Annotated in this window: 10 protein-coding genes; 1 reads left to right on the top strand and 9 read right to left on the bottom strand. The window is 74.1% G+C overall.

What is annotated here, in order from left to right; translation table 11 throughout:
* Positions 1-57: 57 nt before the first annotated feature.
* Positions 58-1,482 carry a type I glutamate--ammonia ligase gene (glnA, locus tag LG943_RS25440; protein WP_270074909.1) on the bottom strand — a complete coding sequence of 475 codons (1,425 nt, stop codon included), beginning with the start codon at positions 1,480-1,482 and terminating at the stop codon, positions 58-60.
* Between the two features lie 289 nt (positions 1,483-1,771).
* Between glnA and LG943_RS25445 the strand changes: the two genes are divergently transcribed.
* On the top strand, positions 1,772-2,221 hold the full coding sequence (locus LG943_RS25445) for an RDD family protein (protein ID WP_270074910.1): 450 nt from the start codon (positions 1,772-1,774) through the stop codon (positions 2,219-2,221).
* 108 nt (positions 2,222-2,329) lie between these two features.
* Here the strand turns inward: LG943_RS25445 and LG943_RS25450 are convergent, their stop codons facing one another.
* The 8 genes from LG943_RS25450 to LG943_RS25485 all read right to left on the bottom strand — a co-directional run bounded on the left by LG943_RS25450 (position 2,330) and on the right by LG943_RS25485 (position 12,616).
* Positions 2,330-3,076, bottom strand: coding sequence for a DUF4191 domain-containing protein (locus LG943_RS25450; RefSeq protein WP_270074911.1), 747 nt, complete (start codon positions 3,074-3,076; stop codon positions 2,330-2,332).
* Positions 3,077-3,356: 280 nt separating this feature from the next.
* The gene (gene lipA / locus LG943_RS25455) at positions 3,357-4,292 is read right to left on the bottom strand and encodes a lipoyl synthase (protein ID WP_270074912.1); all 936 of its coding nucleotides are present in this window, start codon (positions 4,290-4,292) and stop codon (positions 3,357-3,359) included.
* 59 nt (positions 4,293-4,351) lie between these two features.
* On the bottom strand, positions 4,352-5,062 hold the full coding sequence (lipB, locus tag LG943_RS25460) for a lipoyl(octanoyl) transferase LipB (protein WP_270074913.1): 711 nt from the start codon (positions 5,060-5,062) through the stop codon (positions 4,352-4,354).
* Between the two features lie 597 nt (positions 5,063-5,659).
* Positions 5,660-7,120 carry a 2-oxoglutarate dehydrogenase, E2 component, dihydrolipoamide succinyltransferase gene (gene sucB, locus LG943_RS25465; RefSeq protein ID WP_270074931.1) on the bottom strand — a complete coding sequence of 487 codons (1,461 nt, stop codon included), beginning with the start codon at positions 7,118-7,120 and terminating at the stop codon, positions 5,660-5,662.
* A gap of 93 nt (positions 7,121-7,213) precedes the next feature.
* Complete coding sequence (lpdA, locus tag LG943_RS25470; protein ID WP_270074914.1) at positions 7,214-8,590, bottom strand: dihydrolipoyl dehydrogenase; 1,377 nt, start codon at positions 8,588-8,590, stop codon at positions 7,214-7,216.
* A 136-nt stretch (positions 8,591-8,726) separates the two neighbouring features.
* Complete coding sequence (locus LG943_RS25475; RefSeq protein WP_270074915.1) at positions 8,727-10,235, bottom strand: leucyl aminopeptidase; 1,509 nt, start codon at positions 10,233-10,235, stop codon at positions 8,727-8,729.
* Positions 10,236-10,733: 498 nt separating this feature from the next.
* A complete protein-coding gene (locus LG943_RS25480) occupies positions 10,734-11,486 on the bottom strand; it encodes an adenosylcobinamide-GDP ribazoletransferase (protein WP_270074932.1) in 753 nt (250 codons plus the stop codon).
* Between the two features lie 113 nt (positions 11,487-11,599).
* Positions 11,600-12,616, bottom strand: coding sequence for a bifunctional adenosylcobinamide kinase/adenosylcobinamide-phosphate guanylyltransferase (locus LG943_RS25485; protein WP_270074933.1), 1,017 nt, complete (start codon positions 12,614-12,616; stop codon positions 11,600-11,602).
* Positions 12,617-12,875: the final 259 nt, after the last annotated feature.

The raw sequence follows: 12,875 nt of genomic DNA on the forward strand, positions 1-12,875 counted from the left end.
GCCCCCGCCCGGGGCGGGGGCGCGCCGGTCCGAGCGCTCGAAGCGCCCGGATGTCGCCTAGATGTCGTAGTACAGCTCGAACTCGCGCGGGTGCGGGCGCAGCCGCAGGGAGTCGATCTCCTCGGTGCGCTTGTAGTCCACGTAGGTCTCGATGAGGTCCTGGGTGAACACCCCGCCCTCAAGCAGGAACTCGTGGTCGGCCTCCAAGGCCTCCAGGGCGGCGTCCAGCGACGCCGGGACCTTCTCGATGGCCTCGGCCTCGGCCGGGGGCAACTCGTAGAGGTCCTTGTCGACCGGCTCCGGCGGCTCGATCTTGTTCTTGATGCCGTCGATCCCGGCCATCAGCATCGCGGCGAACGCGAGGTAGGGGTTGGCCGAGGGGTCGGGCACCCGGAACTCCAGGCGCTTGGCCTTGGGGTTGGAGCCGGTCAGCGGGATGCGGATGCACGCCGAGCGGTTGCGCTGGGAGTACACCAGGTTGACCGGGGCCTCGAAGCCGGGCACCAGGCGGTGGTAGGAGTTGATGGTCGGGTTGGTGAACGCCAGCAGCGCGGGGGCGTGCTTGAGCAGGCCGCCGATGTAGTAGCGCGCGGTGTCGGAGAGCTGGGCGTAGCCCGACTCGTCGAAGAACAGCGGGGCGCCGTCCTTCCACAGGCTCTGGTGGCAGTGCATGCCCGAGCCGTTGTCGCCGAAGACCGGCTTGGGCATGAAGGTGACCGACTTGCCCGCCTGGTAGGCGGTGTTCTTCACGATGTACTTGTAGAGCTGCACGCTGTCGGCGCTCTTGAGCAGGGTGTCGAACCGGAAGTCGATCTCGGCCTGGCCGGCGGTGCCGACCTCGTGGTGCTGGATCTCGACCTTGATGCCGGCGTCGATCAGGTTGCGCACCATGGTCGAGCGCAGGTCGCTGTAGTGGTCGACCGGCTCGACCGGGAAGTAGCCGCCCTTGTAGCGCGGCCGGTAGCCCAGGTTGGACTCGCCGTTGCGGGTGCCGGTGTTCCAGGCGCCCTCGACGGAGTCGATGTAGTAGTAGCTGGCGTTCTCCTGGGTCTGGAACCGGACGTCGTCGAAGATGTAGAACTCGGCCTCGGGACCGAAGAACACGGTGTCGGCGATCCCGGTCGAGGTCAGGTACGCCTCGGCCTTGCGGGCGACGTTGCGGGGGTCGCGGCTGTAGGACTCGCGGGTGAAGGGGTCGTGCACGAAGAACGTGACGTTCAGCGTGGGGTGCTCGCGGAACCGGTCCACGACCGCCGAGGTGACGTCCGGCAGCAGCAGCATGTCGGACTCGTGGATGGCCTGGAACCCGCGGATCGACGAGCCGTCGAACATCAGGCCCTCGTCGAAGGTCCCCTCGTCGACGTTCTCGATGGGGAGCGTGAAGTGGTGCGTCGCCCCGAACAGGTCGGTGAAACGGACATCGAGAAACTGGATGCCCTCGTTGCGGGCGAAGGCCAAAAGCTCTTCGGCACTGCTGAACAAGACTTACCTCCGTGCAGGTGAAAGAGGCGCGGCCGGCTGCCCGCATCGTCGCGGAACCCTACCCAAACATCGCAACCTCCCGGCTACGGCAACGACGCTAGGAGCGGGCGATTTCCGGTCCGTGTCTCGAATGTTTCTTGGGCGTTACGGAGACCGGTGTTTTCCCTGCCTACAGCGCATGCGCGCACGCTTGGCGGTGAAACCGGACACACGGGCGGTGGCGTGGACACCGTGCCGCACACCCCTACCCCGACCGTAATCCGCCTACCGCACCGATACGGTTGTGACCATGGGCGACACGACAGGCGCACCCCAGGACGCGCAGTTCCGCTACCGCGGCAACCGGCTCGGCATGCCCGAGCACGGCCCCGGATCGGTCCCCGGTGTCGGCCGCAGGCTCCTGGGCCTGCTGCTGGACTGGCTGCTGTGCCTGCTGGTGGCCTCGGCCCTGGCCGGCGGCGCCCCCGGCGACCCCGCCGCCTCGGCCACCGCCTCCTGGCTGGCGCTGCTGGTCTTCGCCATCTACAGCATCGCGCTGCTCACCCTGTTCGGCACCACCCTGGGCAAGCGCATCGCGGGCGTGGAGGTCGCCGCCACCGGCGACCGGCCGCTGCCCTGGCCGGTGGCCATGGCCGTCCGCACACTGCTGCTGTGCCTGGTGATCCCGGCCGTGGTCTACGACCGCGACCACCGCGGCCTGCACGATCGCGTGGCCGGCACCATCACCCGCCGCCTCTAGCCCCGCGCGCCCGCCGCCTCCAGCCCCCGACACGGCGCGGGCCGCGCCCCCGAAGGGACGCGGCCCGCGATGCGTGTTCCGGCGGATCTTCCGACCCGGTGCGGCGCCTCAGCGCCCGCCCTGGGCCTTGGGGCCCTTGGGCATCCGCACGCCCTTGGGGATGGGCCCCTTGGGCATCTGCACGGCCGGCGGCAGCGCCTTGAGCCGGTAGCGGAGTTCGGCGACCTCGGCCTTGTCCAGGTTGCGCGGCAGCTTGAGCAGGTGGCGCTGGAGGTCGGCGATGCGCACCTGCTTGTCGCCGCCGCCCACGTGCACGTCGTAGATGGGGGTGTTGTAGGCGACCCGCGACACCCGCTTCTTCTCGGCGGCGATCAGCCCGCGCACCCGCGCGGGGTCGCCCTCGCCGACCAGCACCACGCCCGGACGGCCCACCGCGCGGTGCACGACGTCCATCTGGCGGGTGGCGCCCACGCCCGGCTCGGTGGTCCAGTCGCCGCGCATGTTGTCCAGCACCGCCATGGCGGCGCCCAGCCGGCCGTCGAGCATCTGGTACTGCACGCGCTGCGCCGACCGGGTGAAGTAGATGAACCCGGCGAGGAAGGCCACCGGGATGCCCAGCGTCAGCCAGTACAGCCAGCCGCCGAAGAGGAAACCGCCCAGGACCGCCAGCGCCACCAGCACCACGAAGATGCCGACCGCGAGCGGGATGCTCCGGGGGCTCTGCTGGTGCACCACCCGGGCGACCATGCCGATCTGCTTGAGGCGGCCGGGGGGCTTCTCGGCGCCGCCGCCGCTGCCGCGGGCGCCGCCCGAGCCGCTCGCGGTGGCCGTGGTGTCCTTGGGCTTCTTCGCCATCGTCTTTCCAGGCAGGGTGCGCCGGCGCTGCACCGAAGGGGGCAACCTCCTGCTCTGCCTGTCCTCCTCCTCGGTCGAACGGATGGGGCGGTGCGACCGCGCGGGTCGGCGCGCGAGCGCCGCCGCGCGGGGGCCGCGCTTTTCGGACGGCCCCGGCGGCGGCCAAAGCCGGACCGCCTGACCGTCCGCCTTCAGCATATGGCCACCACCCGGGCCAACGTGAAACGGCGGCCGCCCGGCCGCCGTCTCAGGTTGGTCACGGATGCAGGGGGCCGCCCGGCTAGCGCGCCGCCTCGGCCCGCTTGTCGACCGCCTGCTGGTACAGGCGCCCGGCGCGGTAGGAGGACCGCACCAGCGGCCCCGACATCACGCCCGCGAAGCCGATCTCCTCGGCCTCGGCCGCCAGTTCCACGAACTCCTCGGGCTTGGCCCACCGGTCGATGGGGTGGTGCAGCTTGGAGGGCCGCAGGTACTGGGTGATGGTCAGCAGGTCGCAGCCGGCCTCGTGGAGGTCGCGCATGGCCTCGGTGATCTCGTGGCGCTCCTCGCCCATGCCCAGGATCAGGTTGGACTTGGTGACCAGTCCGGCGGCGCGGGCCTTGGTGATGACCTCCAGCGACCGCTCGTAGCGGAACCCGGGGCGGATGCGCTTGAAGATCCGCGGCACGGTCTCGACGTTGTGCGCCAAAACCTCCGGCCGCGACCCGAACACCTCGGCGAGCTGGTCGGGGTCGGCGTTGAAGTCGGGGATCAGCAGCTCCACGCCGGTGCCGGGGTTGAGCTCGTGGATCTTGCGGACGGTCTCGGCGTACAGCCAGGCGCCGCCGTCGTCCAGGTCGTCGCGCGCCACACCGGTGACGGTGGCGTAGCGCAGCCCCATGGTGCGGACCGAGTTGGCGACCTTGGTGGGTTCGAGGCGGTCCATCGGGCTGGGCTTGCCCGTGGCGATCTGGCAGAAGTCGCACCGGCGCGTGCACTGGTCGCCGCCGATGAGGAACGTGGCCTCGCGGTCCTCCCAGCACTCGTAGATGTTGGGGCAGCCGGCCTCCTGGCAGACGGTGTGCAGCCCTTCGCGCTTGACCAGGGAGTGCAGCTCGGAGTACTCCGGGCCCATCCTCGCCTTGATCTTGATCCAGGGCGGCTTCCTCTCGATGGGCGTCTGGCTGTTGCGGGCCTCGATCCGCAGCAGCTTGCGGCCCTCTGGCGCGATGGTCAACGCGGTTCCTTTCCTGCGACCCTCGTGGGGCGAAACGGTGGCGGGCGGGGCGCGGGCGCTCAGGTCTGGGCGAGCGCGGCCGGCGCGGCGGGCTCGGGCGCGCCCTGGTGGTGGCGGACGCGGTCGGCGCCCAGCACCGCCGCCAGGTGGCGCTCGACCAGCGGCACGACCTCGGCCACGGTGACCTCGCGGCCCAGTTCGCGGCTGAGCGAGGTGACGCCGGCGTCGGTGATGCCGCACGGGATGATGCGGTCGAACCAGCTCAGGTCGTTGGCGCAGTTCAGCGCGAAGCCGTGCATGCCCACGCCGCGCGCGATACGGCAGCCGATCGCGGCGATCTTGCGCTCGGGCAGGTCGCGTTCGGGGTCGGCCGCCAGCCACACCCCGGTGCGGCCCTCGACGCGCAGGCCGGCCAGGCCGAACTCCCCGATGGTGCGGATGACGGCCTCCTCCAGCATGCGGACGTAGGCCACGACGTCGATGGGGTCGGGCAGCCGGACGATGGGGTAGACCGTGACCTGCCCGGGGCCGTGCCAGGTGAGCCTGCCGCCGCGGTCGATGTCGACGATGGGGGCGCCGGGGTCGGTGGCGGGGCGGTCCCAGGGTCCCGTGCGCTTGCCCGCGGTGTAGACGGGTTCGTGCTCCAGCACGAGCACGGTGTCGGGAACGAGGTCGGCGACCCGGTCGGCGTGCACCCGCTTTTGCAGGTCCCAGCCCTCGTTGTAGGGCACGGGAGTGTCGCCGAGGCGGGCGAAGACGAGCTCACTCATACATCCCACCTTATGCCCCGCCATCGGGCCGGGCGATGTCGCCTAGGGCACCTCCCGGCGCCTCCGGCGGACGGGAATAAGCCGCGGTGGCAAGGTGTTCCGCGCCGGTCCGGCACCGGCCCGCGCGCCCGTCCACGCGTCGCCCCGCGCACCCCTCCGCGCGGTGCCGCGCGCGGGCCGCGCCGCCGTCCCGGCCGGGCGCCGCGGCGGCCGCCGGGCAGCCCTCGCGGCGGCCCCCCGGACGGCTCGTGGGACGGTCCGCCGGGCGCGCCCGTCCGGCGGGGACCGGTTTTTCCGCGGAATCACGGGCCGAATTCCGCCAAACGGCTGCGCGGGGTGCCGCGGGGCCATACCTTTGAGTCAGGAACACGGGACTCCTCGTAACGGCCTGGGAGTTCTGGGGTTTCAGGCGGCGTCCTTTCGTGGCGTCCGCCGACCACAGACCTTTGGTGATGGGGATCACCAGGGGGATGGTGAATGGTGGGGTAAAAGGCGGGGCGGTACCCGGGTGACCGGATACCGCCCCGCTGCCTTTCGCCGCCGCGCCGCGCGCGGCGGGACCCGGTGCGGGCGGCCGGGGCCGCCCGCACCCGGGCGCTAGGCCAGGCCCAGCTCCGACTCGAAGTCGCCCTCTTCCAGGCGCTCGCGCACGTCGGCCAGGAACCGCGCGGCGTCGGCGCTGTCGATGAGCCGGTGGTCGTGGGTCAGCGCGAGGTACATCATCGAGCGCACCGCGATCACCTCGCCGAGGTCGGGGTCCTCGACCACGACGGGCCGCTTGACGACCGCGCCGGTGCTGAGGATGCCCACCTGCGGCTGGTTGATGACCGGGGTGTTGAACAGCGCGCCGACCTCGCCGGTGTCGGCGAGGGTGAACGTGCCGCCGCTCAGCTCGTCGGGGCTGAGGTCGCCGGTGTGCGCGCGCTCGGTCAGGTCGGCGATCTTGCGGGCCAGGCCGCCCAGGTTGAGGTCGCCGGCGTCCTTGACGACCGGCACCAGCAGGCCGGGCTCGGTGTCGACCGAGATGCCCAGGTTCTCGATGCTGTGGTAGGTGACCTCGTACTTGGCGCTGTCGATCACCGCGTTGAGCTTGGGGTGGGCCTTGAGCGCCTCGACCGTGGCCAGCGCGAAGAACGGGAAGAAGCCCAGCTCCACGCCCTCGCGGGCCTCGAACTGCTCGGCGGCGCGCTCGCGCAGCCGGGCGATGTTGGTGACGTCGACCTCGATCACCTGGGTGACCTCGGCCGAGATCTTCTGCGACTCCGCCATCTGGTCGGCGATGGTCTGGCGCAGCCGCGACATGGTCTCGGTGCGGCCGCGCAGCGTGGTGTCGGCCACCGGGCGGCGCGCGGGCGTGCGGGCGGGCTGCTGCGCGGCGGAGGCGGCGGGAGCCGAGGCGGCCTCGCGGCGGCGGCGCGCGGCCTCCTGGACGTCCTGCTTGCGGATGCGCCCGCCCACGCCGGTGCCCTGCACCTGGCTGAGGTCAACGCCCTCCTGGGCGGCGAGCTTGCGCACCAGCGGGGTCACGTAGGACTCGGTGACCGCGTCGGTGCCCGAGGCGCGGCCGGTGCCGCTGAGGGTCTCGACGTCGACCGGCGGGGTGACGTCCTCGCGGCTGGGGCGGGGGGAGGGGGCCGGGGCGGCGGGCTCGGGCTCGGGCTCCGGGGCGGGCTCGGTGGCGGCCTGCTGGGGCGCCGCGCTCTCGGCCGGGTCGGACTCCGGCTCCTGGGCCTGGGGCTCCTCGGCGGCGGCGGCCTCCTCGGACTGCTCGGCGGCGGGCGCCTCGGCGGCTTCGGCGGGCTCGGCGGTGTCCTCGGCGCCGGCCCCGGCGTCCTCGCCCTCACCGCTGATGACCGCGATCTCCGCGCCGATCTCCACGGTCTCGTCCTCGGCGACGAGGATCTTGCTCAGCACGCCCGCGACAGGCGACGGGATCTCGGTGTCGACCTTGTCGGTCGAGACCTCCAGGAGGGGCTCGTCGACCGCGACGGTGTCGCCCTCCTTCTTCAGCCACTGGGTGACGGTGCCCTCGGTGACGCTTTCGCCCAGGGCGGGCATTGAAACGGAAGTCGGCATGGGTTCCTCTTAGATGGACGTGCGAAACGCGGGGACGCGAAAGCGGGGCGGGGTCCTCCCCGCCCCGCGGGCGCGTCACTCGTGGACGTGCAGCGGCTTTCCGGCCAGTGCGAGGTGCGCCTCGCCCAGCGCCTCGGACTGGGTCGGGTGCGGGTGGATGAGCTGCGCGACCTCCGCGGGCAGCGCCTCCCAGTTGTAGATGAGCTGGGCCTCGGCGGTCAGCTCGCCCACGCGGCTGCCGACCATGTGCACGCCCAGCACGGGGCCGTCCTTCTGGGCGATGACCTTCACCGAGCCCTGGGTCTGGAGGATCTGGCTCTTGCCGTTGCCGCCCAGGTTGTAGTCCTGCTCCACGATCTCGTAGCCGCGCTCCTTGGCGGCCGTGGAGGTCAGGCCGACCGAGGCGACCTCGGGCTCGCAGTAGGTGATGCGCGGGACGCCGTCGTAGTCGATGGCCGGCGGGTTGAGGCCGGCCAGTTGCTCGGCGACGTAGATGCCCTCGGCGAACCCGACGTGGGCCAGTTGGAGGGTGGGGATCAGGTCGCCCACGGCGTAGATGTTGCCGACGCCGGTGTGCAGGTTCTCGTCGACCTTGACGAACCCGCGCTCCAGCCGGATGCCCTGCTCCTCATAGCCCAGGCCCTCGGAGACCGGCGCGCGGCCGATGGCCACGAGCATGGTCTCGGCCTCCAGGGTCTTGCCGCCCTTCAGGGTGACGCTGACGCCGGAGTCGGTGGTCTTGACGCTCTCGAACGGGGTGCCCAGCTCGTACTTGATGCCGCGCTTGCGGAAGGCGCGCTCAAGCTGCTTGGAGGAGGACTCCTCCTCGATCGGCACCAGGTGCGGCAGGGCCTCCACGATGGTGACCTCGGCGCCGTAGGAGCGCCACACGCTGGCGAACTCCACGCCGATGACGCCGCCGCCCAGGACGACGACCGACTTGGGGACGCGGTCCAGGCGGAGCGCGTGCTCGCTGGTGATGATCTTCTCGCCGTCGATCTCCAGACCCAGGGTCTTGGGCTTGGAGCCGGTGGCCAGCAGGATGTTGGTGCCCTTGTAGGCGGTGCCGTCGACGGTGACCTCGTCGGGGCCGGTGAGCTTGCCCTCGCCCTCGATCACGGTGATGCCGTGGGCCTTGATCAGGCCGGTCAGCCCGCGGAACATGCGGCTGACGACCTTGTCCTTGTAGGCGTTGACGCCGGCCATGTCGACGCCCTCGAAGGCGGCCTTGACGCCGAAGGTGTCGCTGTCGCGGGCGGCGTCGGCGACCTCGGCCGAGTGCAGCAGCGCCTTCGTGGGGATGCAGCCGACGTGCAGGCAGGTGCCCCCGAGCTTGTCTTTCTCGATCAGGCCGACCTTCATGCCCAGCTCGGAGGCGCGGATGGCGGCGGCGTAGCCGCCGCTGCCGGCGCCCAGGATCAGCAGGTCGAAGGTGCCGCCGTTGTCACTCACGGGAAGGACACTCCTTGATGTGGATGGTCGTGTTCGTCTGGTCTGACGCGTCCGCGCGACCCGGCGCGTGTCCCGCCCGGCCGCAGTCGGTCTTTCTCTGTGCGCGGTCGGTCGGGCGCTCCCGCCCGGCCGCGGGTCAGTCCCGGTCGGCCGCCAGGTTCTCGGCGATCCGCACCAGGGTGCGGGTGGCGGCCCCCGTGCCGCCCTTGGGGGTGTAGCCGTGGGGTCCGCCCTGGTTGAACGCCGGGCCCGCGATGTCCAGGTGCGCCCAGCGGACGCCCTCGGCGATGAACTCCTTGAGGAACACCCCCGCGGTGAGCATGCCGCCCCAGCGCTCGCCGGAGATGTTGGCGATGTCGGCCACGGCGGAGTCCAGGCCCGAGCGCAGCTCGGCGGGCAGCGGCATGGGCCAGGCGGGCTCCCCGGCGGCCCCGGCGGCGGCCACGACGTCCTCGCGCACGGAGTCGTCGTTGGCCATCACGGCGAAGACGCGGGTACCCAGGGCCACGAGCTGGGCGCCGGTGAGGGTGGCGACGTCCACGATCAGGTCGGGGTCGTCCTCGTGGGCGCGCACCAGCGCGTCGGCCATCACCAGGCGCCCCTCGGCGTCGGTGTTGAGGACCTCGACCGTGCGGCCGCCGTAGATGGTGATCACGTCGGAGGGGCGCTGGGCGCCGCCGCCGGGCATGTTCTCGGCGATGGCGAGGTAGCCGACGGCGTTGACGGCCGGGCCGAGTTGGGCGATGGCGCTCATGGCGCCCAGCACCGCGGCGGCACCGCCCATGTCGGACTTCATCCAGTCCATGGACCCGGCCGGCTTGAGCGACAGGCCGCCGGAGTCGAAGGTGATGCCCTTGCCCACGAACGCCACCGTGCGGGTGGCCTCGGGGTGGGAGTAGGCCAGGCGCACCAGGCGCGGCGGATTGTCCGAGCCCTGGCCGACGCCGATGAGGCCACCGTAACCGCCCTCGTGCAGCGCGGCCTCGTCCAGGACCTCCACGGCCAGGCCGTTGTCGCGGGCGACCTGCTCGGCGATCGCGGCGAGGTCCTCGGGCACGAGGTCCACCGGCGCGGTGTTGACGAGGTCGCGGGCGAGGTTCACGGCGCCGGCGATGGTGCCCGCGCGCTTCACGGCGGCCTGGGCGCCCTCGGCGGCGGAGACGACGCGGATGTCATCGGCGGGGGAGCGGGTGCCCTCGCCGGTGCGGTAGCGGGTGTAGGCGTAGTCGCCCAGCAGCGCCCCCAGCGCGGCGGCCTGGGCGCGTTCGGCGGTGTCGGCGGGCAGCGCGACGGCCACCCGGGCGTGGTCGCGCCCGCGGGCGCGCAGCGCCGCGCCGGCGGCGCGCGCGAGGGTGTCGGGATCGACCCCCGCGCCCTCGGCGGGGGCGTCGCCCAGGCCCACCGCGATCACCACGGGCGCCGTGATGGCGCCGAGCGTGGGGACGGTGTGCACCTCCTCGGCGGCACCGCGGGCGCCCAGCAGCGCCAGCGCCCGGGAGAGGCCGCCGGGGAAGGCGGCCTCGACGTCGTGAGCGCCCGACGCGGGCTGGGGAGCGTCGGACGCCGCCGCATGGTAGCCGACCACCACCGCGTCGACGTCGAGCGAACTGGGGGATTCCGTGATTACTGACAACGACGTGCTCACGCCCCTGATGCTAGCCCTTGTGACGTCCCGCCCGGCACGCTGCCCACGGCGTGTGCGCATACACGGCGAAGATCCCCACAAGTTGCGTGCGCGGCGAAAAGCGGCCGAACTTCTCGGCGTACCGGGCCCCGACATCCGTCCCGGTCACGAACACGGCGGTCTTTGCCACTCCCGGCGCGGCGGGGATCGCGCTGGTCGCCGCCGCACCGGCGCGCCGGCGGCGGCGTGTTCGCCCGGCGCCGCGCCCGCCTCCCCGCCGTGAGCCCAGCTCAGCGGCCGGTCGGCGCGGCGTGGTGTGAAAAATTGTGACGATGCCGACAGAACGCCCCGAGGGTCCGCCGGGCGCCGCGTGTGCCCGGCCCACCCCCGCTGAGCGGCCCGGACGCGAGTCCGGCGGGTGCGCCTCTCACGTCCGGCGGCCGCGCGGGCGGCGGTGGCGGCCCGCCCGGGTTCACAGCCGGAGCCGGTCGGCCGGGTGGATCGGTGGGCCGGTCGCGCTCAGGCGGCGACGGCGGCCGCCACCAGGGCCGCCGTGGCCGCCGTCTCGGCCAGCGCGCCCAGCACGTCGCCGGTGATCCCGCCCAGGCGGCGCCGGGCGCGGCGCAGCAGCAGGACGCCCGCACCCGCGCCCGCGGCGACCGCCGCCGCGCAGCCGGCGGCGAAGGCCGGGCCCGCCGCCAGGCCCGCCAGCGCGGCGAGCACCAGCGCGCCCGCGCCCGCGCCCGCCGCCGCGCCGAGGGGCACCGTGCCGGCGACGAACGCGCCCAGCCCCTCCGGCCGCGCCGGCGGCACCCCCGGCACGCACGCCAGGGTGATCGCCAGGCGTCCGGCGACAACGGCGGCCACCACGGCACCGGCGCCTGCCGCCGGCGACGCCGCGACGATCCCGCCCAGGGCCGCCACCTGCACCAGCAGCACCAGCACCAGGGTGACCACCCCGAACGGGCCGATGTCGGAGCGGCGCATCACCTCCAGAGCGCCCTCGGCGGGCCGGCCGCTGCCCAGGCCGTCGGCGAGGTCGGCCAGCCCGTCCAAGTGCAGGCCCCGGGTGAGCAGCGCCAGCGCGCCCACCGCCAGCGCCGCCGCGAGCAGCCCCGGCAGCCCCAGCGCCCGGGCCGCCAGCAGCACCAGCGCCGCCGCCAGCCCCAGCCCGGCGCCCACCAGCGGGGCCAGCGCCATGGCCCACCCCGCCACCGCGCGGTCGACGCGGCCCGGCCCCACCGGCACCGCCGTCAGCGTGCCCGCCGACATCCGCAGCCCGTCGAGGAGGTCGCGCGGCAGGCGGCGGCCCGGCCGGGCCGCCGCGCCGCCGTCCTCGTCCCCGCCGCCGCTCCCCGCACCCCGGCCCCCGGCTCCGGCACCGGTCACGGCAGTTCCAGCACGCGGCCGGCCGTCGCCAGCACCACCTGCTCCGACTCCGCCGCCAGCAGTTGGTTCAGCCGCCCCAGCCAGTCGCGGAACACGTTGCCCGACACGGTGGGCGGCACCACGCCCGAGCCCACCTCGTTGGTGACCGCCACCACCAGCGCCGGGCACCCGCGCCAGGCCGCCACCAGGTCGGCCACGCGCCCGGCCAGGGCGTCCTCGGCGCCGGCGGGCGCGGGCTCGTCCCACATCCCGCAGGCGTCCATGGCGGCGGCCAGCCAGGTGCCCACGCAGTCGAACAGCACCGCGCCCTCGGCGCGGCGCAGCACGGCGGCGGCGTCGGGGGTCTCCTCGGTCCTCCACCACGACGGGCGGCGGGCGCGGTGCTCGGCGACGCGGCGCGCCCACGCCGCGTCCTCGGCCTCGGGCGAAGGCCCCGTGGCCAGGTAGGTGACCTCGGGCTCGCCCAGCAGGCGCCGCTCGGCCTCGGCGGACTTGCCCGAGCGGGCGCCGCCGGTGACCAGCACGCGGTGGGGGCCGCGCACCCGTTCGGGCGGCCAGGCCGCCGGCGGGCACCACAGCTCCTGGCCGTCGGAGGGGCACAGGGCGCCCCACAGCCGGGCGCGGCGCTCGAACTCGGCGGGGGAGTGCACCCGGTGGTCGCCGCCGACCGCGACCACGGCGGTGGTGGCGCCGACCACGCCGGCCCGGCGCAGCGCGCCGATGGCGGCGGGGGACTCCCCGGCGTCCACGATCGCCAGGTCCACGCGGTGGGCGGGCGCGCCCCCGCCCGGCGCGGGGGAGGCGGAGCCGCCGCCCTCGGGGTCCGCGCCGTCGGGCGCGGCCTTAGGCGGCGGGTCGGCCGGGGCGTCGGGGCGCGCGTACAGCAGCCGGCCGCCGCCGGGCCCCTCGACGAGGGTGCCGTAGGGCGTGCGGGCGACGGTGTAGCCGGCGGGGGCGGGGGAGACCGGTCCGGCGGCGGGGTCACGCAGGACCAGCGCGTTGTCCACCGCGATCCGGACGGGGGCGCGCCGGTTCTCCGCCGCCCGGTTGCAGGAGGCGCAGCGGCACTGGGGCGCGGGCCATCCGGCGGGGCCGGAGGTGCCCGAGAGACGGATTCGCACGCTGGCCAGTTAACAGCATGGCGGGCAGCGGCCGCTCCGACCGCGCGCGCGGTCCGCGCAGGCCGCGCGGGGGTCCGCGCCCCCGGAAGGCCCCCGCGCGGGCGCGCGCACCGGGCGCGCGGGTGGGCGCTTGCGCGGCCGCCCGCACCGG

Source organism: Streptomonospora mangrovi, assembly GCF_027604915.1.
Lineage (GTDB): Bacteria > Actinomycetota > Actinomycetes > Streptosporangiales > Streptosporangiaceae > Streptomonospora > Streptomonospora mangrovi.